The sequence below is a fragment of the Thioclava pacifica DSM 10166 genome (assembly GCF_000714535.1).
GTDB classification, from domain to species: Bacteria; Pseudomonadota; Alphaproteobacteria; order Rhodobacterales; family Rhodobacteraceae; genus Thioclava; species Thioclava pacifica.
Genome location: NZ_AUND01000034.1, coordinates 378,667 through 403,691 on the forward strand (window position 1 = coordinate 378,667; position 25,025 = coordinate 403,691).

The window sequence follows — 25,025 nt, forward strand, 5'->3', positions numbered from 1 at the left end:
AGTCGTTATAATTTTGATGCACTCATGAATGGATCTCATCAATGGCGCGAGACGAGCTGAGCGAATTGCGGGCCTTCATCACGGTCGCGCGGGAGAGCAGTTTCACCCGCGCAGCGGCCGTGCTGGGGGTCTCGGCCTCCGCGCTGAGCCACACGATCCGGGGGCTGGAGGAACGGCTGGGGCTGCGGCTTCTGGCACGCACCACGCGCAGCGTCGCGACCACCGAGGCGGGCGAACGGCTCTACCGCTCGATCGCGCCGCATTTCGACGAGATCCGGGCCGAGATCGACGCGCTGAGCGAACTGCGCGACACCCCATCGGGGCGGCTGCGGATCAATTCGGGCGAGCACGCCGCCGAGACGATCCTTCGCCCGGCGCTGGCGCGGTTCCTGCCCGCCTTTCCAGATATTCAGGTCGAGGTGTCGATCGACAACGGCTTCGTCGATATCGTCGGCGGGCATTTCGATGCGGGGGTGCGGCTGGGGGAGTCGCTCGGCAAGGACATGATCGCGGTGCGGATCGGGCCGGACTGGCGCTTCGTCGTGGTGGGCGCGCCCGACTATCTCGCGCGGCGCGCGCCGCCCGAACATCCGGGCGAGCTGACCAACCATCTTTGCGTGAACCTGCGGCTCTCGTCCTCGGGCGGGCTCTATGCCTGGGAGTTCGAGAAGGACGGGCGCGAGCTGGAAGTGCGGGTCTCGGGTCAGATGACCTATGACAGTATCGGGCCGGTGCTGAATGCCGCGGTGGACGGGCTGGGATTGGCCTATGTGCCCGAGGATCTGGCGCGGCCGCATCTAGAGGCGGGGCGGTTGCGCACGGTGCTGGAGCACTGGTGCCCGAGCGTGCAGGGGTATCACCTCTATTACCCGAACCGCAGGCTGTCCTCGCCCGCGTTCACGCGGCTCGTCGAGGCGCTTCGGTATCGGGGCTGACGCGCGGAAGCGGCAGCAAAAAGGGGCACCTGACCGGCGCCCCTTCGCACTCATTTCCTGACACCCGCGAGGGGCTGGCTCAATAAAGGCCACCTGCCGATAGCGTGCCGAAATCAGCCTTCTTCGGAATCACCTTCTGCTGGCCCGTCGAGGTGGTCACCGTGGTCGAACCGCGATCGTCGGTCTCGCCCTGGGCAAAGAGCGGCAGGTTCGCCCCCATCGCGAAGCCACCATCGACGATCAGCGAACCAAGGCCCGTCATGTCCTGACCCGGGCGCAGATATTCGGCCTGCACGAAATCACCCGTCGCGGAATCGGGAAGACGCTCGCCGGTGAAGCGGTTGAACTTCACCCAGTTGCCCCCCGGAGGCACCTTGAACTTCGAGCCGCCGAAATCCTTGATCGCCTCTTTCATGAACTCGTTGAAGACCGGCACGCAAAGCGTGCCGCCATAGGCATGGCGGCCCAGCGAGCGCGGGTTGTCGTAGCCCATGTAGCACGAGGCCACGATGTTCGAGGTAAAGCCGGTGAACCACACGTCTTTCGCGTCATTCGTGGTGCCCGTCTTGCCCGCGACCGGCACGGGGAGTTTCACGCCATAGCCCGAACCGCGCTTCACCACGCCTTCCATCAGCGAGATCATCTGATAGGCGGTGATCGGGTCAATGATCTGCTCGCGATGCGAGGTGATCTGCGGCCCCTGCCCCTCCGGCAGGTTCGGGTCCGAACAGTTGTCGCAGGTGCGCGTATCGTGGCGATAGATCGTGCGGCCGTAGCGGTCCTGCACGCGGTCGACCAGCGTGGGCTCCACCCGTTCGCCACCATTGGCGAACATGGCATAGGCCGAGATCAGCCGGAACATCGTCGTTTCCTGCGCGCCGAGCGCGTTGGCGAGGAACTTGCGCATGTGGTCATAGACGCCGAATTTCTCGGCATAGGCCGCGACGGTATCCATGCCGATCTGTTGCGCGATCCGGATCGTCATCAGGTTGCGCGAATGCTCCAGACCCGTGCGCATCGGCGTCGGGCCGTAATACTTGTTCGACGCGTTCTTCGGACGCCACAGGCCCTGCGGCGTGTCCACCTCGATCGGCGCGTCGATCACGATGGTCTCGGGCGAGAAGCCCGAATCCAGTGCCGCGGCGTAGACGAAAGGTTTGAAGTTCGAGCCGGGCTGACGCATCGCCTGGGTTGCACGGTTGAACACCGAGGACTGGTAGGAGAAGCCGCCCTGCATCGCGAGCACGCGCCCGGTATTGACGTCCATCGCCATGAAGGCGCCCTCGACCTTGGGCACCTGGCGCAGGGACCAGCGAATGAAGGAGCCATCGGCATCCTTCGTCATCGCGCGCACTTCCACCACATCGCCGATCTCGAGCAGATCCTGCGCGGTCTTGGCACGGCCGGCGAGCTTGCCATCCTTGAGCTGCTTGCGCGCCCAGGTCACATCCTCGGGCGGGATCCAGTGACCATCGGCGTCTTCCTCGATGCCCTCGATGCCGATCCGGGCGGAGCCGCCATCGAAGCCGAGCACCACGGCAGGATGCCAGCCCACGACATCGCGCGGCGCCTTGTCAGTGGGCACATCCGCCAGAGCGGCACGCCAATCGGCTTCCTTGCCCAGTTTGTCCTCGGGGATCTTCACCCCGGTGCCGCGCCAAATTCCCAGCTCGCGATCATATTTCTCAAGCGCGTTCTGAAGCGCCTTGGCGGCCTGTGCCTGAAGGTCGGGGTTCACGGTCGCGCGGATCGTCAGACCACCACCGAAAAACTCCTCTTCGCCGAAGCTTTTCGACAGCTGGCGGCGGATCTCATCGGTGAAGTAGTCGCGCGGCGGCAGTTGCGCGCGGAAGGGCGCATAATCGCCGTTCTGCACGGTCTTCAGCGGTTTGGCCTGCTCGGCCTCCATCGTCGCCTTGTCGATGCGGCCATCCTCGAACATCCGGCGCAGCACGTAGTTGCGGCGCAGAACCGCCGTCTGGTAGTCGCGCACCGGATGCAGGTCGGCCGGCTTCTTGGGCAGCGCGGCAAGGTAAGCCGCCTCGCCGACGCTCAGCTCCGACAGGGTCTTGTTGAAATAGGTCTGCGCGGCCGCGGCCACGCCATAGGAGTTCTGCCCCAGATAGATCTCGTTGAGATAGAGCTCGAGAATGCGGTCCTTGCTCAGCACGTGCTCGATGCGCGAGGACAGGATCAGTTCCTTGATCTTGCGCTCGACCGACCGGTCCGAGGAAAGCAGAAGGTTCTTCGTCACCTGCTGGGTGATGGTCGACGCGCCACGCACGTCGCGCCCGCCCGATCTCACCGCCGTCACCATGGCCGCGATGATGCCGCGCGGGTCAAAGCCGGGGTGATAATAGAAATTCTTGTCCTCGGCCGAGATGAAGGCGCCTTTCACCAGATCGGGCATGTCGCGGATCGGCACGAAGAGACGGCGCTGGTCGGCAAACTCGTCGATCAGACGGCCATCGCCATTGTAGATCCGCGAGATCGTCTTGGGACGGTACTGCGCGAGCTGATCGTAGCTCGGCAGGTCGCGCGAATAGATCCAGAAGATCGCCCCGATCGTCAGCGCGGCAAAGAACAGGCCCGTCACGACCCAGGAAAAAATGCCGCCGATCGAACCGAGAATGAAACGGATCACTGATGCCACCTTTTGTCTCGAGGCGCGCAGGTCCGCCCCGTCGCGCCTGCCTATACATCGCGCATTCGTGACGGTCAAAGTAATGTGCGCTCACGCTTGCGAGAAGGGTGCGTGTGATCACTTTCCCGCCGGATGAGCGGATGACCGCGCGTCAGAGCGAATTTCGCACGCGATTATTGGCGCAAGAGCTTCGCTTCAGCCGCATCCGATTGTGCCCAGGTTTCGACGCCGCGGGTAATCGCCTCGGCCATCCGTGCGCGCCAGTCGGGATCCTGAAGGCGCTTGCGATCGGCAGGCGAGGACAGGAAGCCAAGCTCGATCAGCACCGAGGGGATATCGGGGGATTTGAGCACCGAGAAATCGGCCCCCTGCACCGGATGCTTGTGCATATGCAGCCCCGCGCCCTTGATCGCACCCGCGAGCACCTGCGAGAGCCGGACCGAACGCGGCTGCGTCTCGCGCCGCGCGAGATCGACGAGCACATGGGCCACCTGATCGCCCTGCCCGTCCAGATCGACACCGGCGAGGATGTCGTCGCGATCATGGCGCGCGACGAGCTTGCGGGTCGCCTCATCCTCGGCGTGATCGGCAAGGCGGTAGATGGTCGATCCGCTCGCCTGCCCCTCGGCGATGGAATCCGCATGTAGCGACAAGAAGAGATCCGCCCCCGCAGCACGGGCCACCGTGACGCGGGTCTCCAGCGGCACGAACACATCCTGATCGCGCGTCATCACCACTGTCATTCCCGCCCGGCGCAACTGATCGCGCAGCTGGCGGGCAAAGCCCAGAACGATATCGGCCTCATGCGCGCCGCCATCCTCGGCACCCGGATCAATGCCGCCATGGCCGGGATCGAGCACGACGACCAACGGCCGCGATCCATCCTGCCGGCGATGCGCATTCGGCACCTGCGCTGGCTGCGGCAGATCCCACAGCGCGCTGTCGGCGGCTCCCTTGCGCGGGGCGAATTTCTCCACCGGCACGGGCTCGAGCTTGATGCGGATCTCGGTCGCGTCGTCCGTACGTTCCTCGGAACTCACCAACCGCACCGGACCATTGAGCTGGGCCACCATGCGCGACCAACCGGGACGGAACGCGCCCCAGCGCAGATTGGTGATCGCATCGGTTCCCCCCAGCAGATCACGCGGGGCGTTGGTGCCGAAATTCACCTCGCGGAAATCCACGACGAGCCGGTAAGGCGCGGCAAGCAGAAAGACCCGGTAGATCACCGGCTGGCTGAGACCCAGCGTGATTTCGGTCTGCCTGCCCTGCTGGGTGATCGCGCTGCGATCTGGCTCGTAGCGCGCAAGCGCAGAGAGATCCTGCGCGCGCAGCGGAAGCGCCAGCGAAACGAAGGTCGCAAGAAGGAGAAGGAGCCGCCCGAACATCTGTGCCTCTTTTTTGCAGGCACTATAACGGCGGGGAACCGGGCTGGAAAGCGGCGGGTGGGGCCGGTTTTTACCCCGACATTTGGCGCGAGGCGACGCGATTGGGCGGCGCCCTCCCATTAGGAAAGGCGCAGCCCTAATTCCTCAGGCTTTGCGGTTCGCCATGAACTCCCGCAGGCGGCGCACGCCTTCGGCAACGCGATCGGGCGATTGCGCATAGGAGAGACGGATCGTCTGCTGGCCGCGATGGGGATCGAAATCCATCCCCGGGGTGACGGCCACGCCGACGCTTTCAAGGATCTCGGCCGCGAATGCCGCACTGTCCTTGGTCAGCTCGGAGACATCCGCATAGAGGTAAAACGCGCCATCGGGCGGGGCAATCCGGGTAAAGCCCATTTTCGGCAGCTCTTCGAGCAGGAGCGCCCGGCTTTCGGCATAGCGCGCGACATGGCCTTCCATCTCCTCGATGCTCTCCAGCGCGCCGAGCGCCGCCACCTGGCTCGCATGGGGGGCGCAGATGAACATGTGCTGGGCAAGGCGTTCGACCGTGCGCAGGTGGCTTTCGGGCACGACCATCCAGCCCACGCGCCAGCCCGTCATCGAGAAATACTTGGAGAAGGAGTTGATCACGAAGACATCGTCACTGATCTCCAGCGCCGAGACCGCGCGGGCGTCATATTGCAGCCCGTGATAGATCTCGTCCGAGATGAAGGCGATGTCGCGCGCGGCGCAATGCTCGATCAGCGCTTCCAGTTCAGGCTTGCCCAGCATCGTCCCCGAGGGGTTGCCGGGCGAGGCCACGATCAGACCTTGCAGATCATCGGGGATTTCTTCCGGCGTCGGCTGGTAGCGGTTCTGCGCCTCGGTCGGGATGCCCACGGGCTCGATCGAGAGTGCCTTGAGGATCTGACGGTAGCTCGGATAGCCCGGCTCACCCAGCCCCACCTTGTCGCCGGCATCGAACAGCGCCGTGAAGGCGAGCTGGAACGCGCCCGACGAGCCCGAGGTAATCACCACGCGCGCCGGATCGAGGTCGACATTGTACCAGCGCTTGTAGAGCCGCGCGATGCCCTCGCGAAGATACGGCAGACCAAGTGCCACCGTGTAGCCCATCGGCTGATGCTCGAGCGCTTCGGCCAGACGGCGCTTGGCGGCTTTGGGCGCCGAGGTCGAGGGCTGGCCCACCTCCATATGCACGATGTCGCGCCCCGCAGCCTCGGCCTCGGCCGCCATGCGCAGAACATCCATTGCGATGAAGGGTTCCACCTGTCCGCGTTTCGACTGCCGCATGACCAAACTCCCGAGTTCGTGACCGTTTCGCATCGGGGGTTAGGCCACCCGCCCCGCCCCGTCAATGCGACGCGACGCGGTGCCGCTCTCACAAGCCCTTGAACCTTGGTCTCCGAGAGGCCAGTTTGCACGCAAGCGAAATTGCCCCGATCAAAGGAAACGCCCCATGCTCCGCACGCTTCTGGCCGCGACCGCCTTCGCAGCCCTCGCCTCTGCCGCTCCTGCGCAGGATTTCGATTTCTCGAAGATGAGTGACGCGCAGAAATCCTCCTTCGGCGAGGCCGTGCGCGACTACCTGATGAAGAACCCCGAGGTTCTGGTCGAGGCGATCAACGAGCTGGAAGCCAAGCAGCAGGCGCAGCAGGCCGACAATGACAAGGCGCTGGTGAAGGCCAATGCGAAGGATATCTTCGAAGACGGCTACAGCTGGGTCGGCGGCAATCCCGAGGGCGATGTGACCATCGTCGAGTTCATGGATTACAAATGCACCTACTGCAAGAAAGCCTATGCAGAGGTTAGCGACCTTCTGAAAAACGACGGCAATATCCGCTTCGTCGTGAAGGAATTCCCGATCCTCGGTCAGGAATCCGAGCTTGGCGCGCGCTTCGCCGTGGCCGTTCAGCAAATCGCCGGGAATGACGCATATGAGAAAGTGCATGATGCGCTGATGACGATGCGCGGCAGCCTGACCATCGCGAGCCTGACGCAGCTCGCCAAGGATCAGGGGCTCGACCCCGACCCGATCCTGAAGCGAATGAACGAGGATGCGGTGACCGACGTGCTGCGCCAGAATTACCAACTCGCGCAGCGCATGGCGATCTCGGGCACGCCCGCCTTCGTGATCGGCGGCCAGCTTCTGCGTGGCTATGCGCCCGAAGCGGCGATGGCGCAGATGGTGGCCGAGGAGCGCAAGGCAGAGTAAGCCCTCGCGACCACATGACAGTTTCCCGCGAAGGCGAGCCCCCCGGTCTCGCCTTCGTTCTTTTCGGCACGGCGCCTAACCCGGCAAGACCCAGCATGTCGCCCCGAGCGGCTCGGCCCGCGCCCCTGTGCCGAGCTTGAACCGCATCCGTCCTGCCCCCGCCTCGCCATCGACAGCGCCCAGATCGAGCTGCCGCACGCCGCGCGCACGCAACGCCAAAGCCGCCTGCCAGAGCATGAGGTTATGCGCCCCATGTGCGCGCCCTTCCGCACCGCTCCAGCCGATGTGATAGCTTGCCCCTGCCCCGTGGATCAGGAAAACCCCCGCCGCGATCCGCTGCCCATCACCCGTCTCGACGCGCAACGCGAGCAAATCCTCCGGCGCGATGCGCGCCCAGTTCCGGGTAAATTGCGCGGGAAGCGCGCGATAGCCGCGGGCGGCTTGCTGCGTGCGGTCATGCGCCAGAACGTCCTCGAGATCGGGCTCGCGATCCAGTATCAGGCCGCCCCGCTCCGCTGTCCGCAGTCGGTTGCGCCATTTCCCCGCAAGCCCCGCCCGCAGCACCTCGGGATCCGGCGCAAGATCCCAGATCGCCTGATGGCGCGGCGTCACGAGCGGGATCACCCCAAAACCGGCAATCGGCGCGTCGGGCGTTGCCAGCACCAAGCCCGCCCGCCGTGCGAGCCCGCGCAGGGCCTTTCGTTGCAGCGCGAGAGAGAGGCCGGGGGCAAAGACCGGACCGCGCGAGATCAGCCACAGCCGCGCCCGCGCGATTATCTGCACCAGACCGATACGCCGCCCGTCGCACCGCAGCTCCAGCCGTGCGACCCGCCTCCCGGCGGCCTGCGCGATCGCGCCATAGACGGCAGATTGCTGGACTGCAGCCGCGCGCGCGGGCGTCAAAGCCGCCAGCGCTGCCTCCCACTCTTGGGCGCTTTCCCCGAATTCCTGCCACGAGAAACGATCCATGGGGTTCGTTAACGCAGGATTCACTAAAACAGGCTTAACTGCGGCGCAGAATTCAATCAAAAGGCGATCAATGCAGTTCAAACTCATCGGCCGAAACGCCAGCCGGGCAGAGCGATCAAGCGATCGGCCACCGCAAATCCGCGCGCCGCGACTGACCCTCTGGGTGCCTGCGGGGCTTGCTCTCATCGGCTCGGGATTGTGGCTGAGCTTGCTTGCAATTGCCCTATATTCCGAAGTTTTCTGAACTCTTCGGTTTGAAAGTTGACGTTAGCGTCAAAAAGCGTGGCGCGAGGGACACAGGCTCCGTAGCGTCAACATTCCGATACGCTACGTCAAAACAGAAGCGTGATTGCTTTGCACCCTTTGGATGATAGCGTCGCGCTAGGGAACCAGGACAACACGTTAGGGAAGAGGAACAATATGAAACGTGTTATGACATCTGCGGCCGTGCTCGCGCTCAGCGCCGGCATCGCTCAGGCAGGCGGGGTCGAACGCTCGACCCAATCGGTCGGCATTCTGTTCGAAAAAGGCAATTACCTCGAGCTGAACTTCGGCGCGTTCAATCCGAAAGTTTCAGGCTCGGTCAATTACGGGCCCTATGGCAGCCCGTCTTCGGGAGATATGGCTCCGGGCTACGGCACTTTCAGCTTTGGCTACAAGCAGGCGCTTGGCGACAAGTGGGATCTTGCGATCATCGTTGATCAGCCGGTAGGCGCGAAAGTGAACTATCCGGCGCAAGATGCCCCGCCCGCTGGCTATCCGGCAGGCGGCTCGAAAGCTTCGATCTACTCGACCGCCGTGACCGGCCTTGTGCGTTACAAACTGCCGAACAATTTCTCGGTCTATGGCGGTATCCGCAGCGAGAGCGTGAAAGGCAACGTCGAACTGTCGAACGGCTACACGATGACCGCCGCGCCGGATACGGCCTTCGGTTATGTGATCGGTGCGGCTTGGGAGAAACCCGAGATCGCAGCGCGTGTGGCCCTGACCTACAATTCGAAGATCAAGCACAGCTTCCGCGTCACCGAGATGGACAATCCGAGCCTGCCCTTCTCGACGACCGTGCCGGAATCCGTGAACCTCGAATTCCAGACCGGCATCGCGAAGGACACCCTGCTCATGGGCTCGGTCCGCTGGGTGCACTGGACGCAATTCGACATCACGCCCTATCTCTACAACCTGGGCACGCGGACAGAAGAAAACCCCGATGGTGAGGCACTCGTCGACTACAGCGACAACACGATCACCTACAACATCGGTGTCGGCCGCCGCTTCAGCGATCAGTGGTCCGGCGCGATCATGTTCGGCTACGAGAAGCACACTGGCAAACCGACCGGCAACCTCGGTCCTACCGATGGTTACAAATCGGTTTCGCTGGCTGCGAGCTATCAGGCAACCGACAACATCAAGGTCACGGGTGGTATCCGCTACGTCGATATCGGCGATGCGACGACCAACCCGCCGGTCAATGGCAGCTTCAGCGGCAACTCGGGCTGGGGTGCAGGCGTGCGGGTCGGGATCAGCTTCTGACCGAAAACCGCGCCACAACGATATGAAAAGCCCCGCCCTCGCGCGGGGCTTTTTCTTGACCAAAGAGCAAAATCCGGGTGGCGAAAGACGTGGACCGGGCTTATCGCTTGGCCATGAAACACACGCCCGCCCCCCTTTCGATCTCTCCGCTCGCCTGGGCACTTCTTGGCGGGCTCGCCCTGATCTGGGGCTCGTCCTTTCTGAGCAACCGCGCCGCGCTCGAGGGCGCAGGCGTCTTCACCGTCGTTTTCCTGCGCGTGCTGGGCGGCGCGATCTTGTTGTGGCTTTGGGTGAGCGTGCGGAGGCTCCCGGTGCCGCGTGATCCGCGCTATCTCGGACGGTTTCTCGTCATGGGGCTTCTCAACAACGCCATCCCCTTCTCCCTGATCGTCTGGGGGCAAAAACATATCGACAGCGGACTGGCCTCGATCCTCAACGCCTCCACCGCGATCTTCGGGGCGCTGGTCGCAGCCGTTGTCTTCACCGACGAACGGCTGAGCTCACGCAAGATCTCCGGGATTGCGATCGGGTTCGCGGGCGTCGTGGTGGCGATCGGACCAGATGCGCTGCGCGGCTTCGACCTGACATCGGCAGGTCAGCTTGCGATCCTCGGCGCGTCCCTGAGCTATGGGTTTGCCGGAACCTATGCGCGGTTCGCAATCAAGGGGTTACGGCCCGAAGTTGCAGCGGCCGGAATGCTCACGGGCGGTGCGGTCTGGACCTTGCCGATCCTTTTGATCACCGAAGGCGTTCCAAGCTTGGACTACGCGCCGTCGGTCTGGCTCGCGATGCTCTGGCTCGGCTTTGGCTGCTCGGCGCTGGCCTACCTGCTTTATTATCGCATCCTTGCGCTTGCGGGTGCGGCCAATCTGGCGCTGGTGACGCTCCTGATCCCGCCGATCGCGATCCTCGCGGGCTGGGCGGTCTATGACGAGCGCCTCGGATCGTCCGAGGCCACGGGCTTTGCGCTGCTCGCGATCGGGTTGATGATCCTCAATCGCCGTCCCCGCAATCGGATCACCCCTGCCAAAACCCCGTGACGCGCCCGCGCCCGCAGGCTAAACCGGGGCCAAAGACCAGTGAGGAACCGGATGATCTATTCCAATCGCGCAGAGTGGCTGAGCGCCGATAAGAAACGCATCGCGCTTTTCGGCATGTCCGGTCTGGGCAAGACATGGGCGGCCAATCTGCTGCGCGACGAGGGGTGGTTTCACTACTCGGTCGATTACCGCATCGGCACGCGCTACATGGGCGAATACATCGCCGACAACTTCAAGCGTGAGGCGATGAAGAACCCTTTCCTTGCCGAACTACTGCTGTCGGACTCGGTCTATATCGCCTCGAACATTACCTTCGAGAACCTCGCGCCGCTCTCGACCTATCTTGGCAAGCCCGGCGATCCGGCCAAGGGCGGCCTGCCCTTTGACGAATATCTGCACCGCCAGACCCAGCATCGCGAGGCCGAGATGGCGGCGCTGCTCGACACGAAGCATTTCATCGAGCGGGCCGAGGACATCTACGGCATCGGCAATTTCCTGTGCGATTCCGGTGGTTCGATCTGCGAGGTGGTCGATCCCGAAGACCCCGAGGACCCGATCCTCACCGCGCTGTCGCAAAACCTGCTGATGGTCTGGATCGAGGGCTCGGACGCACATACCGAGGAGTTGGTGAAACGTTTCGACCGGGCGCCGAAACCGATGTATTATCAACCCCAGTTCCTCGCCGCGAAATGGGCCGAATATCGTGACCTGAAAGGCGTCGCCGAGGACAAGGTTGATCCCGATGACTTCGTGCGCTGGACCTATGCGCAGGCGCTCGCCCATCGTCAGCCGCGCTACGCCGCGATGGCAGCAAACTGGGGGGTAAAGATCCGTGCCGAAGATCTCTACCTTGTCCGCAACGGAAAAGATTTTACATCGCTGATCGCGGATGCGCTTCCCGCTTGAGGCACGCCGCGCCCAATTTACTTGAACTTCGAGCCGCAAGAGACTGAAAAAATGCCGATCACGCTTCCTGAAAACCTCCCCGCCTTCGACATCCTGTCGCGGGAAGGCGTGATGGTGATGACGCCTGAACGCGCCATGCGTCAGGAAATCCGCCCTTTGCGCATCGGGTTGCTGAACCTGATGCCCAAAAAGATTCAGACCGAGAACCAGTTCGCCCGGCTCATCGGCGCGACCCCGATTCAGATCGACTTCCAGCTGATCCGGATCACCGACCATCAGACGCGCAACACCGCGGCCGAGCATATGGAAGAATTCTACCGTCCTTTCGAAGAGGTCGAAGCGACGGGCGAGAAGTTCGACGGGCTCGTCATCACCGGCGCCCCGATCGAACATTTGCCATTCGAGGAAGTGACTTACTGGGAGGAGCTCACGCGGATCTTCGAATGGACACAGTCGCATGTCTTCTCGACCTTCGGCGTCTGCTGGGGGGGCATGGCGATGGCCTATCACTTCCATGGCGTCAAAAAGCACATGCTCGACCACAAGGCGTTCGGCTGCTTCCGCCACCGCAATTGCGCGCCCGCCTCGCCCTATCTGCGTGGCTTCTCCGACGATCTGCTGATCCCAGTCAGCCGCTGGACCGAGATGAAGCGCGACGAGCTGGAGGCGGCGGGCATGGTGACCTTGTTGCATTCGGACGAAACCGGCCCGTGCCTGGTTGAGGACCGCGCCCATCGCGCGCTCTATATCTTCAACCACTTCGAATATGACAGCGGGACCCTGAAGGAAGAATACGATCGCGACGTGGCGGCGGGGAAACCGATCAACGTGCCGCTGAATTACTACCCCGAGGACGATCCGAGCCGGGTGCCCACGAACCGGTGGAAGAGCCATGCCCACCTGCTCTACGGCAATTGGATCAACGAGATCTACCAGGGAACGCCTTATGATCTGGAAGAGATTGGCCGCTAGTATCGCCCTCATCGCCCTCGCGCTTGGCGGGGCCACCTGGAGCGTCGCCTCCTGGCGCGCAAGCCGCGCCGAGGCCGCCTACCCGCCTGACGGGATCTTCGTCGAGATCGACGGCCAGCGCGTGCATATGGTCGTCATGGGCGATCAGGGACCGGATCTGGTGCTGATCCACGGCGCATCGGGCTCGGCACGCGCGCTCACCTTCGATCTCGCGCCGGAGCTGGCGAAGCGCTATCGGGTCTTCGTGCCCGACCGGCCCGGTTTCGGCTGGTCCGACCCGTTGGAGGGCGACACGATCACCGCGCAGGCCGAACTTCTGCAACGTGCCGTGGCCGAGGCAGGCGCACGCGACCCGATCGTGCTCGGGCATTCCTACGGCGGCGCGGTCGCCATTGCCTGGGCGGTGACCCGGCCCGACACGCTCTCGGGGCTGGTGCCGGTCGCGGCCCCGTCGCAGACCTGGGACGACCCGCTGCCGACGCTCTACCAGATCACGTCACCCGCTTTGGGTCAGGCGATCGCGGTGCCGCTGATTTCTGCCTGGACGCCGCCCGATCTCTTGCGCTCCGAGGTCGCCTCGGTCTTCGAACCGCAAGAGATGCCCGCGGGCTATGCGGAGTGGTTTGGCCCAGCTATGACGCTGCGCGCCCAGACGATGCGGGTGAACGCCCGCCAGCGCGCGTCGCTCAAATCCGAGATCGCTGCGCTGATGCCGAACTATCCCGCCCTTGATCTGCCGGTGATCTCGCTGCATGGCTCCGCCGACACGATCGTGGGCGAGCAGATCCATGCCATCCCCTTCACCCGCCAGGTGCCGGGGGCCGAGCTGGTCTCGCTGCCGGGGCTGGGCCATATGCTGCCGCAGGTCGCGCTGGAGGAAACCGTGGACGCCGTCGACCGCGTCGCCGCCCGCATAGAAAACGACTGACCACGCGGGCGCATGGTGAAATCAAGTGCGCCATCCATCCCCTTCTTCTTGATTTAAATATCTCCGCCGGAGGCTTCCGACACCGGCCAGAGGCGCGGCGTGCCGACATCTTGCACCGGTCGCACCCCCGTCCCATACTGCGCCAAACGAGGAGACGGCGATGGCCAAGGACAAGAACGACCCCCCTTTCGAGATCCCCTTCGTCGGCGATATCACGAAATTCCTCGAGGCCGAGGCGCCGCAGGAGATCCGCGATGCGATCACAAAGGCGGACAAGGATGATATTCTCTCGAAATCATACCCTTACAACGAAGAGCTAAAGCGCAAGAAATACGACCGCCACATGGAGGCGCTTCAGGTCGAGCTGGTCAAGATGTTCTGGGACATCAAGGAGACAGGCAAGCGGCTCGCGGTGATTTTCGAGGGCCGTGACGCGGCTGGCAAGGGCGGCACGATCGGGCGGATGCGGCAGAACCTCAACCCGCGCTCGGCCTATGTCGTGGCGCTGCCCAAACCCACCGAGACCGAAGCCACGCAATGGTATTTCCAGCGCTATGTGGATTGGTTGCCCGCGGCGGGCCAAATCGCGATGTTCGACCGCTCCTGGTATAACCGGGGCGTTGTCGAACATGTCTTCGGCTTCTGCACGCCCCAGCAACGCGAGCATTTCTTCCACCAGCTCCCCGACTTCGAAAAGATGCTGGTCGAGGACGGGGTGACGCTGGTCAAGCTCTGGCTCAATGTCGACCGCGCCGAACAACTGCGCCGGTTCCTGGCGCGAGAGAGCGATCCGCTCAAGCAATGGAAACTGAGCTGGATCGATGTCGAGGGGCTCAAGCGTTGGGACGCCTATTCCGACGCGATCCAGGAGACGCTGGAGCGATCGAACAGCAAACAGGCGCCCTGGACGGTGATCCGCTCGGATGACAAGAAACGCGCTCGGATCGCGGCGATCCAGACGGTGCTGAACGCGGTCGATTACGCCCGCAAGGACAAGGACGCGATCGGCGAGATCGACGACAAGATCTGCGGTGGCATCGACGTTCTGAATGTCTAAGCAAGGGTATCACCACGGCAATCTGCGCCAGGCGCTGGTAAGCGCCGCGCTCAAGCTCATCGAAGAGAAGGGGCCGACCGGCTTCACCCTTTCCGAGGCCGCGAAAAGCGCGGGCGTCACTCCGGCAGCGGTCTATCGCCATTTCGCAGGGCGCGAGGATCTGATCGCGGAATGCGCGCGTCAGGGCTACATGATCTTCGGCGACTTGCTGGAACATGCCTGGCACGAAGGGAAGCCCTCGGCATTGGCGGCCTTTTCGTCGGTCGGGCGGGCCTATCTGGCTTTCGCGAAGAAATATCCCGGCCACTACATGGCGATGTTCGAAAGTGGCATCTCGCCCAATCGCTCGCCCGAACTGTCCGCTGTCGCCGCGAAATCGAGCGCCGCGATGGAGCGGGCGACCCGCGCATTGATGGAACATGTGCCGCCGGAAAAACGCCCACCCGCCGCGATGGTCGCCGCCCATGTCTGGGCGATGAGCCATGGCGTGGTCGAGCTTTACGCGCGCGAGGGCAACCGCTCGCCCTTCGCGCCCGAGGATCTACTGGAAAGCGGGATCGGGGTCTATCTGCGCGGGCTGGGGCTGATCAAGCCGGACTGACGCAGTCGAGGCAAAGGGGGGCGAGATGCGCTTCGTTCTGACAATCATCCTGATGCTCTGGGCCGGGCTTGCGAGCGCCGAGCCCTACCCCGCCTATCAGAGCCTCGGGGTCAATGATTTCGCCAAGGTGCTGACGGCTGCCGAGGTCAAATCGCTCGATGCCAAGCTTGGCGACTTGCGCGACAAGACGGGGATCGAGTTCACCGTGCTCACCCTGCCCTCGCGCTCCGATTACGATCCCTCGCCGACGCTGGAAAGCTTCGCGACGCGGCTCTTCAACGGCTGGGGGATCGGCAATGCCGAGCGCAATGACGGCATCCTGCTGATGGTTCTGGTTCAGGATCGCGAGGTGCGCATCGAGCTCGGCTCCGGCTACAGCCCCGAATATGACATCCCGGCCCAAGACATCATCCGCACCGCAATCCTGCCCGCTTTTCGCGATGGCGATCTGCCGGGGGGCATTGCCGCGGGCAGCGACGAGATCATTTCCCGGATCGCAGATCGCTGGGCCCAGGGACTGCCGCCGACGGCAACGGCCAAAAGCTCCGAAGGGCTTTTCGACACGATCCTGCGCTATGTCGTGTATCTTTTCTTCGGCGCGGCTGCCGTGCTGATCTTGCTGGGTCAGCGACTGCGCGGACGTTTCAAGCGCTGTCCGAATTGCGGCCATCGCGGCCTCGATACCTCGCGCGAAGTCACGACGCCAGCCACACGGACCACGACCGGACAGGGGGTCTGGATCAGCCGCTGCCCGCAATGCGGCTGGACCGGCCGCGAGAGTTTCACGACGCCTGCGCGCGGCCGCTCCTCTGGCGGCAGTTTCGGCGGCGGCCGTTCCTCGGGAGGCGGTGCCAGCGGGCGCTGGTAGGCGCAAAGAAAACGGGCGGTGGCCACAACAGCCCCCGCCCGCTCATCACGTCGTCAGATCACGTGGATCAGAACTTGTAGGACGCCGTCAGCGCGAGCGTCGTGGTGTTCAGATCATTCGTGGTGCCGTCGAAATTGTTCCCGATGCGATGATCGAGTTCACCACCAACCGACCACTTGTCGTTGAGGGCATATTTCATACCCAGACCGACCAGCGGAACGGTGTCCGAGTAGCTGCTGCCACCCACTTCGGCATCGACATAGGACGCGCCGAGCGTGCCGTAGAACAGCATGTTCTGATAGGGAAGACCGCCGATTGCCTTGAGGTCGGTCATGCTCTTGACCTTGGCAGTGGTCGGGACGTCGCCGCTGATCGTCTCTTTCAGGTTCGCGGCGTTATAGGCCAGCTCGCCACCGAGGACGAAATTGCCGAAATCCTTGAGGTAGCCGCCGTGGATACCGCCCACGACACCATCGGCCTCGATCGCGTCCTGCGCCTTGCCGTAGCCCAGCTGGGCACCGCCATAGAAGCCGCTCCAGTTGTAGTTGGCCGGAGCAACAACGACCGGTGCGGGGGTCACGACCGCCTCGGTCTGCGGAGCGGTATACCCGCCCGCCAGCGCCGCCGTGCCGGTCAGCGCCAGAATGCTCGAAGTCACGATAATCCGTTTCATGTTTCTCTCTCCTGTCTGAGGGTTCATCCCTCGTTCGAGATGTTTGGATCAGATCCGTTGCACGGACCTATGCTTCCTAAATTCACAGTCAATGCACCCGGTTCCGAGGCTCGGCGGGGACTTGCCGAAACGTGATCATTCCAGCGCTTTTCTGCGCATGTGAAAGCCTCTGCAATGACTGGACAAAAGACTGCGCGAGAGAGATTATTGAACATATGTTCATTTCCGGGAGGATCACATGGAGTTGACGGCACTCAGGGCGGTGGTGACAGGCGGGGCCTCAGGTCTCGGCGCGGCAACGGCGCGCCATCTCGCCGAGTCGGGGGCAAAGGTCACGATTTTCGACCGTGACCGCGCTCAGGGCGAAACGATGGCGGGCGAGATCGGCGCGACCTTCGCCGAGGTCGACGTGACCTCCGAGGAGAGCGTCGCGGCCGGTATCGCCGTGGCGGTCGCGGCGATGGGCGGAATCGACGCGCTGGTCAATTGCGCGGGCATCGCCACGGGTGAACGCGTGGTGGGGCGTGACGGTCCGCACCGGCTCGAGAGCTTCCGGCGCACGATCGACATCAACCTCGTCGGCTCATTCAACGTGCTGCGCCTTGCCGCCGCCGAGATGGCAAAAAACGAGGGCCCCGAGCGCGGCGCGATCATCAACACCGCTTCCATCGCTGCATTCGACGGGCAGAAGGGCCAGGCCGCCTACGCAGCCTCCAAGGGCGGTATCGCAGGGATGACCCTGCCGCTCGCGCGCGATCTGGCGACGCAAGGCGTGCGCGTCTGCGCCATCGCGCCGGGGATATTCGGCACCCCGATGATGAAAGGACTGCCGCAGGAGGTGCAGGACAGCCTCGCCGCCGAAGTCACCTTCCCCAAGCGCCTCGGCGAGCCCTCCGAATATGCGGAACTCGCCGGATTCATCATCCGCTCGGGCTATCTCAACGGCGAGGTGATCCGCCTCGACGGCGCACTGCGGATGCGCTGACTCCTGCGAAAACGCTTCGCGCGCGTGCTTGCAAAAAATTTCCGAAAAACGGGTTGCAAGCTACCGCGCGGGGCGATAAATCCCGCTCTACCAAAAACGACCACCGATGCGGAGAGGTGCCGGAGCGGTCGAACGGGGCGGTCTCGAAAACCGTTGTGGGTGTGAGCCCACCCAGGGTTCGAATCCCTGTCTCTCCGCCACTTCCCCTGTTCAAGTTCTGGCCGATCATGTGACTGGCTCAGCACGGCGAGTCCGATGTCGTTGCGGCGGGAAAATTGCCCCCTTGCCACATTCCACGGATCTTCGCGGTTTCAACCGCATCGCGTTGCAACTGAAACGGGCATCGTGACAGGCATCGCTATCGCCTTAGGAGCCCGTCGATCACATTCCCTCGTGCACCCCCTGCCTCACGCCCACCATAGTTTGCGTATCGTCCAATTTTCGCGCATTTAGCCATTTCACGTCGGCGGGATCTCGCGCGCGCGCCTGGAGCATCACAATTTCGCCTCAAAACCGGCCGAATTGCTCGCTAGGGTTGCGGAAAACGCGAGAGGCGACGACGATGATCAGGCAGCTCCTTTTGGCGAGTCTCATGCTCATGCCCATGCAATCGAATGCGGCGCGGATCGGCGTCGGGGCCTGGGAAAACGCCAGCTACACGATGATCAACTGGATCGAGAACGCCCCGGCGGTGAGCTGGTATTACAATTGGCGTCCCGACCAGATGTGGAGCAAGTCGAACGCACAGCGCTCAGTCGAATTCGTGCCGATGATCCGCGACGTCGGGGACGTGAACGCCAAGATCGTCTCGGACACGCCAGTGCGTACCCTTCTTGGCTTCAACGAGCCCGACAATGCAGACAAGTCCGCCGGCAGCGCGATCTCGGTTGCGACCGCGGTCAAGCTCTGGCCCAAACTCGAGAAGCGCGGGCTGCGGCTCGGAAGCCCCGCCACGACCCAAGGCCAGACCCTCGGGGCCAATTCCTGGCAGCGACGCTTCATGGATCAGGTCGAAGCGCGCGGGATGCGGGTCGATTTCATGGCCGTCCATTACTACTCGACCAATGGCAATGTGGCCGAGTTCAAGCGCTGGCTGCAAAAGGTCCATGCCGAATACAAGCGTCCGATCTGGGTGACCGAATTCGCCTATGTCGACTGGAACCGGCCAAGCAATGTGAATTATGCGCAGAACGCCGCCTTCGCAGAGGCCGCGATCGAGATGATGGAGGGGCTGCCCTTCGTCGAGCGTCACGCATGGTATGCCGCCAATCCCTATCAGTGGAACGGGCGCCAGCCGCAGATCAATCTGGTCAATGACAAGCTCGAACCGACGCCCGTGGGCTATGCGTTCGATCGGACCGTGTCGCGCATCGGACGCAAGCGCAGCCAGTAAAGGGTAACCCGCGCGTCCCCTTCCCCCATCCCTGAACATCCAACGCATTGCGCAGGCGCAATGACGGACCATGCGCGTCTGTCTGTGTCACAGAAAGGAGGGAATGGTGGGCGATGAGGGATTTGAACCCCCGACATCATCGATGTGAACGATGCGCTCTACCGCTGAGCTAATCGCCCTCCGTGGCGGGCGTTTTAGCGTCCCTCCCCGGCGTCCGCAAGAGGGTTTTCATCGCTTTTTTCATCCGCCACGCTCGGGGCGTCCGCCCCCGGTTTGCGCTTGAGTTTCACCACGAGAATTTCATCTCCGTTCTTTTCGAACTGGCGGTTGATCTTGAGCTTGCCGAGCGGCGGCACGTCGATCTCTTCGCCCTCGGAAAGTGCCTTGCCGAGCACGTTCAGCACCGTGTCGGTCATGGCGCGCGCCTCGCCCTTCTTCACGCCGGCCTCGACCATCACACGCTCCACGAAAGTTTTCTTCCGCAGGACCAGTTTGGGCTCGGGCGCGGGTTCGGAGGCGGGCGTGAGCATCGCGGCAGAGCGCGGCGCAGGGGCGGGTTTCGCGGCGGTCGAACGGGTCTTGCGACTCTTGGCCATGAAGGCTCCTTTTTCGATGTGATGCGAAGAGGTTAGACGGGATAGCCGCGGGATGCAAAGCGCGGCGCCTTCGATCCGCCCTTGGCGCGGGGCGACCAACCCCGGGCCGCGCCCGATCCTCCCCCTGGGAGGGCACATTGGCGATGACATCGCGGGTTCGAGCGACCTGTGAGCTTTTGAGATATAGCGATGACCGCGAGCAGAGCGAAGCGCCCAGCCGAGGCTCGGGCGCGGCCCTAATCACTGACTTAGGATCGCGCTGCCAACACAGAAAAACGCCCGCCGCGTTTCCGCAGCGGGCGTTCCAATGTCGCTCGGGACCGGGATCAGTGCGCGGTGGCGCCCTGCCCGTCCGGTTTCGCGGCAGCAGCGGCGGCAGCCGCGGCTTCCTCGGCCTCTTCGTCCCAATGAACCGGCTCGGGCTGACGCACCAGCGCGCGGGCCAGAACTTCTTTCACGTGGGTGACGGGCACGATCTCGAGCCCCTCTTTCACGTTGTCGGGGATCTCGGCGAGGTCCTTCTCGTTCTCCTCGGGGATGAAGACGGTCTTGATGCCACCGCGCAGCGCGGCCAGCAGCTTCTCCTTCAGCCCGCCGATCGGCATCGCATTGCCACGCAGGGACACTTCGCCGGTCATGGCGATATCCTTGCGCACCGGAATACCGGTCAGCACCGAGACGATCGAGGTCACCATCGCCAGACCCGCCGAGGGGCCGTCCTTCGGGGTCGCCCCGTCCGGCACATGGACGTGGATGTCCCATTTCTCGAAGCGCGGCGGCTTGATGCCGAATTCGGGCGCGACCGAGCGGACATAGCTCGACGCGGCGTCGATCGATTCCTTCATCACGTCGCCCAGCTTGCCGGTGGTCTTCATCCGGCCCTTGCCCGGCAGGCGCAGTGCCTCGATCTGAAGCAGGTCGCCGCCAACGGAGGTCCAGGCGAGACCCGTCACCACGCCGACCTGGTCTTCCTTCTCGGCCAGACCGTAGCGATGGCGCTTCACGCCGAGATAGTCGCCAACCTTTTCCTCGTCGATGGTGATCGACTTGATCTCGCCCTTCGACTTGATGATCTCGGTCACCGCCTTGCGCGCAAGCTTGGCGATCTCGCGTTCGAGGTTCCGCACGCCCGCCTCGCGGGTGTAGTAGCGGATCACATCGGTCAGCGCGCCATCGGTGATCGCGGTTTCACCCTTCTTGAGCCCATGCGACTTGATCTGCTTGGGGATCAGGTGCTGTTTCGCGATCTCGCGCTTCTCGTCCTCGGTGTAGCCCGCGAGCGAGATGATCTCCATCCGGTCCAGCAGCGGGCCCGGCATGTTGTAGGAGTTCGCCGTGGTCAGGAACATGACGTTCGACAGGTCATATTCCACCTCGAGGTAGTGATCCACGAAAGTCGCGTTCTGCTCGGGGTCGAGCACTTCCAGCATCGCCGAAGCCGGATCGCCACGGAAGTCCTGCCCCATCTTGTCGATCTCGTCCAAGAGGATGAGCGGGTTCGTGGTCTTGGCCTTTTTCAGCGCCTGGATGATCTTGCCCGGCATCGAACCGATATAGGTCCGGCGGTGGCCGCGGATCTCGGATTCGTCGCGCACGCCGCCCAGCGAGATGCGGATGAACTCGCGCCCCGTGGCTTTCGCGACCGAACGGCCGAGCGAGGTTTTACCCACGCCGGGCGGACCGACGAGGCAGAGGATCGGGCCCTTCAGCTTGGCCGAGCGCGCCTGCACCGCGAGATACTCGACGATGCGTTCCTTGACCTTCTCGAGCCCGTAGTGATCGGCGTTGAGGATCTCCTCGGCCTTGAGCAGATCCTTCTTCACGCGGCTTTTAACGCCCCACGGGATCGACAGCATCCAGTCGAGATAGTTGCGCACGACGGTGGCTTCCGCCGACATCGGCGACATCGACTTGAGCTTCTTCAGCTCGGCATCGGCCTTCTCGCGCGCCTCTTTCGACAGCTTCGTCGCCTCGATGCGCGCTTCCAGCTCGGCAATCTCGTTCTGGCCATCTTCGCCATCGCCGAGTTCCTTCTGAATGGCCTTCATCTGCTCATTCAGGTAGTACTCGCGCTGGGTCTTCTCCATCTGCGTTTTCACGCGCGACTTGATCTTCTTCTCGACCTGGAGAACCGAAACCTCACCCTGCATCAGCCCATAGACTTTCTCAAGCCGTTCCGACACGTCGAGCGTCTCCAGAAGTTCCTGCTTCTGCTCGACCTCGAGGCCCAGATGGCCCGAGACGAGGTCGGCGAGCTTGTCGGCTTCGGTGGCGTCCGCCACGGCCGAAAGCGCCTCTTCGGGGATGTTCTTCTTGATCTTCGCGTAACGCTCGAACTCCTCGGCAACCGAGCGCAGCAGCGCACGGATCGTATCCGTGTCGCCCTCGGTCTCGATCAGAGCTTCGGCTTCGGCTTCGAAATAGTTCTCGTTCGGGACAAAATCGGTGATGCGCACGCGGCTCTTGCCCTCGACGAGCACTTTCACGGTGCCATCGGGCAGTTTGAGCAGTTGCAGCACATTGGCGAGCACGCCCACGCGGAATATCCCGTCGGTATCGGGGTCGTCCTGCGACGGGTCGATCTGGCTCGCGAGCAAGATCTGACGGTCCTCGGCCATCACCTCTTCAAGCGCACGCACGGATTTCTCGCGCCCGACGAAGAGCGGCACGATCATGTGGGGGAAGACCACGATGTCGCGCAGCGGCAGGACCGGATGGGTGACTGAGGTGAATTCGGTCATCGGCGTTCCTTTTCTGGCAGAAGGGTCCGGCCCCGATTTTCGGCAGCCACGTCCCTTCCCTGTTCGACCCAATATCTAGGAGGCGTATGGCGCCCATTCAACTAGGCCATGTCACTCACCCGTCACAATGCGCGCGCCACGCACGGGTCGCAAGAGCAGATCGGGAGATCGGTGAAAGGCATTTCGAAGGGACGCGCAGAGGAGTGATGCGAAGGCGTGGCTCAACGCGGCAGGATCATCTCCGCCATCAAGCCGCCAAGCCGTTCGGAATGCCCGAGTTTCAGCGATCCACCATGGCTGCGCAGGATATCGGCCGCGATCGAGAGCCCCAGACCCACGCCCTGACCGCGATCCTGATTGCGTGCGGGATCAAGACGCGTGAAGGGGCGCAGCGCCTCTTCGCGCCGCTCGGGCGGGATGCCAGGCCCGTCATCATGCACCGCGATTCGCCATCCCGTCTTGCCGATCGAAACCGTCACTTCCGCGCGCTCGCCATAGCGATTGGCATTGCCGATCAGATTCTCGAAGGCGCGGCGCAGCGCATCGGGCCGGAAAGTCGCGGTCTCGTTGCCCTCGCAGCCGATCAATGTGACCTTGTGGCCCGTACGCTGTGCATCCTCGACCACGCCGCGCACGAAGCCGCAGATCTCCAGCGTCTCGGGATCTCCTTGCGTCGCGCCTTCGCGCGCGAAGTCCAGGAACGCATCGACGAGGCGGCCCATTTCGTCCACATCTCGCTCCATCGCCTCGACATCCGGGCTTTCAGGCATCATCGACAGGGCCAGCCGGAGCCGGGTCAGCGGCGTGCGCAGATCATGGCTCACCCCCGAGAGCATCAGCGTGCGTTGCTCGATCTGGCGTTCGATCCGCGCGCGCATGTCGAGGAAGGCCGAGCCGGCCGAGCGCACCTCCGTCGCCCCCGAGACCCGATAATCCACGTTGCGTCCCTTGCCGAAGGCTTCGGCCGCACGCGCCAATCGGCGGATCGGGCGGAGCTGGTTGCGCAGGAAGAGATAGGCGATCAGCGTCATCAGGATCGAGACGAAAACCATCAGCACCAGAAGCTGATGCGGGTTCGAGGCCGAGACACGGCCGCGCGGAAAAACGATCGACAGGAGGCCCTTCGGCGTCTCGAGCGCGACCGCGACCTTGTTGTCGTCGCTCACCAGATCGATTGACCGGATCGCAGGAAGGTTCTCGTGCAGGGTCGAGAGAACGACGATCCCGGTCAGATCGAGAAACTTGCGCCGGTCACCGCGACTTTTCGCCACCGCGACGGGTGCAGGGAGCGTGGTGACGAAGCCAAGCGCCTCATCGAGCTCGGCCAAGCGCACCCGCGCCGCCTCGGTCGTCTGCGCGCGCGTGACCACCTGATCGAGCAAAACGATCTCGCGCACCATGCCTTCGGTCATCTGCCGGGTGACACGCTCGAAATGGCGCTGGATAAAGACGACCGAGACAACGAGCTGGATCGTGACAACCGGCAAAATGAGGATCAGCGCGGCCCGCCCGTAGAGCCCGCGCGGCATCACCTGTTTGAGCCAGCGAAAATTCATGCCAGAACCCTAGCGTCGGCCAAAGCGGAGGGAAAGATGGAAGAACTTGAGCCGGGGCTGCGCCGGATCGTGGCACCCAATCCTTCGCCAATGACCTATACCGGCACCTGCACCTACGTGATCGGCACCGGCGCGGTTGCCGTGGTCGATCCCGGCCCGGCAGATCCGACACATCTTCAGGCGATTCTCGACGGGCTCGCACGGGGCGAACGCATCAGCCATATCCTCGTGACCCATGCGCATCTCGATCACTCCCCCGGCGCGCGACTTCTGGCAGAGGCAACCGGAGCCCCGGTCCTCGCCTTTGGTCCCCCTGAAGCCGGGCGGTCTCCGGTGATGGCCGAGCTCGCTTCGGCCGGCATGGCGGGTGGCGGAGAAGGCGTCGATCACGGATTTCGCCCCGATGCCCTGCTCGGCGATGAAGAGACGTTGTCGCATGGCGACTGGCGGGTCACTGCGCTGCATACGCCGGGCCATTTCTGCAATCATTTGAGCTTCGTTCTGGAGGATGCTGTACTCACTGGTGACGTGGTGATGGGGTGGTCTTCAACGCTGATCTCTCCCCCGGACGGCGACCTTGCCGATTATTACCGCTCGCTCGCGCGGATCGAAGCACGCGATCCCCGCATTCTCTATCCCGGTCACGGCGCGCCCGTTTTCGACCCGCACAGGCTGATCGCAGAGCAGCGCGCCCATCGCGAGGCCCGCAGCGCCCAGATCCTCGAAAATCTGCGAAAATCCCCTGCAACGCCGCAGGCGCTCACCCGCATGATCTACACCGAGATCCCGCCTGCCCTGCTGCCCGCGGCCGAACGCAACGTCTTCGCCCATCTTGTTGAAATGACGCAACAAACCTTGGTTTCCCCTGTCCCACACCTGCATCCCGAGGCCCTGTTTTCGCTGACGTGACGAAAGGATGAATTTTTTCGCACGAACCCTCTGGACAACCCAATTCGAGCTTTCTATACACCCCCTCGTGTTCCGGCGTAGCTCAGCGGTAGAGCAGTTGACTGTTAATCAATTGGTCGTAG

Annotated in this window: 21 protein-coding genes and 2 tRNA genes; 14 read left to right on the forward strand and 9 right to left on the reverse strand. The window is 63.3% G+C overall.

Going from position 1 to position 25,025, the window contains the following annotated elements:
- The first annotated feature begins 41 nt into the window (after positions 1-41).
- Complete coding sequence (locus tag TP2_RS13885; protein WP_038078535.1) at positions 42-935, forward strand: LysR family transcriptional regulator; 894 nt, start codon at positions 42-44, stop codon at positions 933-935.
- 79 nt (positions 936-1,014) lie between these two features.
- Here the strand turns inward: TP2_RS13885 and TP2_RS13890 are convergent, their stop codons facing one another.
- The 3 genes from TP2_RS13890 to TP2_RS13900 form a co-directional block, all read right to left on the reverse strand.
- Positions 1,015-3,579, reverse strand: a complete 2,565-nt coding sequence (locus TP2_RS13890; RefSeq protein WP_038078538.1) for a penicillin-binding protein 1A — start codon at positions 3,577-3,579, stop codon at positions 1,015-1,017.
- A gap of 173 nt (positions 3,580-3,752) precedes the next feature.
- Positions 3,753-4,967: an N-acetylmuramoyl-L-alanine amidase gene (locus TP2_RS13895; RefSeq protein WP_038078541.1), complete on the reverse strand. Its 1,215-nt coding sequence runs from the start codon at positions 4,965-4,967 to the stop codon at positions 3,753-3,755.
- Positions 4,968-5,111: 144 nt separating this feature from the next.
- On the reverse strand, positions 5,112-6,257 hold the full coding sequence (locus TP2_RS13900; protein WP_038078543.1) for a pyridoxal phosphate-dependent aminotransferase: 1,146 nt from the start codon (positions 6,255-6,257) through the stop codon (positions 5,112-5,114).
- 166 nt (positions 6,258-6,423) lie between these two features.
- On the opposite strand from TP2_RS13900, the gene TP2_RS13905 reads away from it, so the two are divergent.
- Entirely contained in the window at positions 6,424-7,179 is a 756-nt protein-coding gene (locus TP2_RS13905; protein ID WP_038078546.1) for a DsbA family protein, read from the forward strand.
- Positions 7,180-7,254: 75 nt separating this feature from the next.
- Here TP2_RS13905 and TP2_RS13910 read toward each other — a convergent pair whose 3' ends face one another.
- Positions 7,255-8,148, reverse strand: a complete 894-nt coding sequence (locus tag TP2_RS13910; RefSeq protein ID WP_051692627.1) for a GNAT family N-acetyltransferase — start codon at positions 8,146-8,148, stop codon at positions 7,255-7,257.
- Positions 8,149-8,568: 420 nt separating this feature from the next.
- On the opposite strand from TP2_RS13910, the gene TP2_RS13915 reads away from it, so the two are divergent.
- The 8 genes from TP2_RS13915 (at position 8,569) to TP2_RS18080 (ending at position 16,050) form a co-directional block, all read left to right on the forward strand.
- Complete coding sequence (locus tag TP2_RS13915; protein WP_038078548.1) at positions 8,569-9,678, forward strand: OmpP1/FadL family transporter; 1,110 nt, start codon at positions 8,569-8,571, stop codon at positions 9,676-9,678.
- A 77-nt stretch (positions 9,679-9,755) separates the two neighbouring features.
- Entirely contained in the window at positions 9,756-10,718 is a 963-nt protein-coding gene (locus TP2_RS13920; RefSeq protein ID WP_476718442.1) for a DMT family transporter, read from the forward strand.
- Positions 10,719-10,769: 51 nt separating this feature from the next.
- A complete protein-coding gene (locus tag TP2_RS13925; RefSeq protein WP_038078554.1) occupies positions 10,770-11,624 on the forward strand; it encodes a hypothetical protein in 855 nt (284 codons plus the stop codon).
- Between the two features lie 51 nt (positions 11,625-11,675).
- Positions 11,676-12,596 carry a homoserine O-succinyltransferase gene (locus TP2_RS13930; RefSeq protein ID WP_038078557.1) on the forward strand — a complete coding sequence of 307 codons (921 nt, stop codon included), beginning with the start codon at positions 11,676-11,678 and terminating at the stop codon, positions 12,594-12,596.
- Positions 12,571-13,524, forward strand: coding sequence for an alpha/beta fold hydrolase (locus tag TP2_RS13935; RefSeq protein WP_038078560.1), 954 nt, complete (start codon positions 12,571-12,573; stop codon positions 13,522-13,524). Before TP2_RS13930 ends, TP2_RS13935 begins: the two co-directional genes overlap by 26 nt.
- A gap of 160 nt (positions 13,525-13,684) precedes the next feature.
- Positions 13,685-14,581 carry a polyphosphate kinase 2 gene (gene ppk2 / locus TP2_RS13940; RefSeq protein ID WP_038078563.1) on the forward strand — a complete coding sequence of 299 codons (897 nt, stop codon included), beginning with the start codon at positions 13,685-13,687 and terminating at the stop codon, positions 14,579-14,581.
- Positions 14,574-15,182: a TetR/AcrR family transcriptional regulator gene (locus tag TP2_RS13945; protein WP_038078568.1), complete on the forward strand. Its 609-nt coding sequence runs from the start codon at positions 14,574-14,576 to the stop codon at positions 15,180-15,182. Before ppk2 ends, TP2_RS13945 begins: the two co-directional genes overlap by 8 nt.
- Positions 15,183-15,207: 25 nt before the next feature.
- Positions 15,208-16,050 (forward strand): TPM domain-containing protein, encoded by an 843-nt coding sequence (locus TP2_RS18080; RefSeq protein WP_051692629.1) that lies wholly within the window; start codon positions 15,208-15,210, stop codon positions 16,048-16,050.
- Positions 16,051-16,117: 67 nt separating this feature from the next.
- On the opposite strand, the gene TP2_RS13955 is transcribed toward TP2_RS18080, so the two are convergent.
- Positions 16,118-16,723, reverse strand: coding sequence for an outer membrane protein (locus tag TP2_RS13955; RefSeq protein ID WP_038078571.1), 606 nt, complete (start codon positions 16,721-16,723; stop codon positions 16,118-16,120).
- 238 nt (positions 16,724-16,961) lie between these two features.
- Here TP2_RS13955 and TP2_RS13960 point away from each other — a divergent pair, with 238 nt between their 5' ends.
- The 3 genes from TP2_RS13960 to TP2_RS13970 all read left to right on the forward strand — a co-directional run bounded on the left by TP2_RS13960 (position 16,962) and on the right by TP2_RS13970 (position 19,101).
- Entirely contained in the window at positions 16,962-17,708 is a 747-nt protein-coding gene (locus TP2_RS13960; protein WP_038078574.1) for an SDR family NAD(P)-dependent oxidoreductase, read from the forward strand.
- A gap of 110 nt (positions 17,709-17,818) precedes the next feature.
- Positions 17,819-17,908: transfer RNA gene (locus TP2_RS13965), tRNA-Ser, on the forward strand.
- Between the two features lie 392 nt (positions 17,909-18,300).
- Positions 18,301-19,101 (forward strand): glycosyl hydrolase, encoded by an 801-nt coding sequence (locus TP2_RS13970; protein WP_038078728.1) that lies wholly within the window; start codon positions 18,301-18,303, stop codon positions 19,099-19,101.
- 104 nt (positions 19,102-19,205) lie between these two features.
- On the opposite strand, the gene TP2_RS13975 is transcribed toward TP2_RS13970, so the two are convergent.
- The 4 genes from TP2_RS13975 to TP2_RS13990 form a co-directional block, all read right to left on the reverse strand.
- Positions 19,206-19,280, reverse strand: a tRNA-Val gene (locus tag TP2_RS13975).
- A gap of 15 nt (positions 19,281-19,295) precedes the next feature.
- Positions 19,296-19,697, reverse strand: a complete 402-nt coding sequence (locus TP2_RS13980; protein WP_051692631.1) for an HU family DNA-binding protein — start codon at positions 19,695-19,697, stop codon at positions 19,296-19,298.
- A gap of 326 nt (positions 19,698-20,023) precedes the next feature.
- The gene (lon, locus tag TP2_RS13985) at positions 20,024-22,438 is read right to left on the reverse strand and encodes an endopeptidase La (RefSeq protein ID WP_038078577.1); all 2,415 of its coding nucleotides are present in this window, start codon (positions 22,436-22,438) and stop codon (positions 20,024-20,026) included.
- Between the two features lie 221 nt (positions 22,439-22,659).
- A complete protein-coding gene (locus tag TP2_RS13990; RefSeq protein WP_038078580.1) occupies positions 22,660-23,994 on the reverse strand; it encodes an ATP-binding protein in 1,335 nt (444 codons plus the stop codon).
- 36 nt (positions 23,995-24,030) lie between these two features.
- Here TP2_RS13990 and TP2_RS13995 point away from each other — a divergent pair, with 36 nt between their 5' ends.
- A complete protein-coding gene (locus TP2_RS13995) occupies positions 24,031-24,903 on the forward strand; it encodes an MBL fold metallo-hydrolase (RefSeq protein WP_038078583.1) in 873 nt (290 codons plus the stop codon).
- The last annotated feature ends 122 nt before the right edge of the window (positions 24,904-25,025 follow it).

Bases quoted from the DNA above. Each gene is read 5' to 3' on its own strand.
- TP2_RS13960 (WP_038078574.1), top strand. From the start codon at position 16,962: ATGGAGTTGACGGCACTCAGGGCGGTGGTGACAGGCGGGGCCTCAGGT.
- TP2_RS13925 (WP_038078554.1), top strand. From the start codon at position 10,770: ATGATCTATTCCAATCGCGCAGAGTGGCTGAGCGCCGATAAGAAACGC.
- TP2_RS13930 (WP_038078557.1), top strand. From the start codon at position 11,676: ATGCCGATCACGCTTCCTGAAAACCTCCCCGCCTTCGACATCCTGTCG.
- TP2_RS13945 (WP_038078568.1), top strand. From the start codon at position 14,574: ATGTCTAAGCAAGGGTATCACCACGGCAATCTGCGCCAGGCGCTGGTA.
- TP2_RS13900 (WP_038078543.1), bottom strand. From the start codon at position 6,257: ATGCGGCAGTCGAAACGCGGACAGGTGGAACCCTTCATCGCAATGGAT.
- TP2_RS13995 (WP_038078583.1), top strand. From the start codon at position 24,031: ATGGAAGAACTTGAGCCGGGGCTGCGCCGGATCGTGGCACCCAATCCT.
- TP2_RS18080 (WP_051692629.1), top strand. From the start codon at position 15,208: ATGCGCTTCGTTCTGACAATCATCCTGATGCTCTGGGCCGGGCTTGCG.
- TP2_RS13910 (WP_051692627.1), bottom strand. From the start codon at position 8,148: ATGGATCGTTTCTCGTGGCAGGAATTCGGGGAAAGCGCCCAAGAGTGG.
- TP2_RS13885 (WP_038078535.1), top strand. From the start codon at position 42: ATGGCGCGAGACGAGCTGAGCGAATTGCGGGCCTTCATCACGGTCGCG.
- TP2_RS13895 (WP_038078541.1), bottom strand. From the start codon at position 4,967: ATGTTCGGGCGGCTCCTTCTCCTTCTTGCGACCTTCGTTTCGCTGGCG.
- TP2_RS13955 (WP_038078571.1), bottom strand. From the start codon at position 16,723: ATGAAACGGATTATCGTGACTTCGAGCATTCTGGCGCTGACCGGCACG.
- TP2_RS13990 (WP_038078580.1), bottom strand. From the start codon at position 23,994: ATGAATTTTCGCTGGCTCAAACAGGTGATGCCGCGCGGGCTCTACGGG.
- TP2_RS13935 (WP_038078560.1), top strand. From the start codon at position 12,571: ATGATCTGGAAGAGATTGGCCGCTAGTATCGCCCTCATCGCCCTCGCG.
- TP2_RS13915 (WP_038078548.1), top strand. From the start codon at position 8,569: ATGAAACGTGTTATGACATCTGCGGCCGTGCTCGCGCTCAGCGCCGGC.
- lon (WP_038078577.1), bottom strand. From the start codon at position 22,438: ATGACCGAATTCACCTCAGTCACCCATCCGGTCCTGCCGCTGCGCGAC.
- TP2_RS13980 (WP_051692631.1), bottom strand. From the start codon at position 19,697: ATGGCCAAGAGTCGCAAGACCCGTTCGACCGCCGCGAAACCCGCCCCT.
- ppk2 (WP_038078563.1), top strand. From the start codon at position 13,685: ATGGCCAAGGACAAGAACGACCCCCCTTTCGAGATCCCCTTCGTCGGC.
- TP2_RS13970 (WP_038078728.1), top strand. From the start codon at position 18,301: ATGCTCATGCCCATGCAATCGAATGCGGCGCGGATCGGCGTCGGGGCC.
- TP2_RS13905 (WP_038078546.1), top strand. From the start codon at position 6,424: ATGCTCCGCACGCTTCTGGCCGCGACCGCCTTCGCAGCCCTCGCCTCT.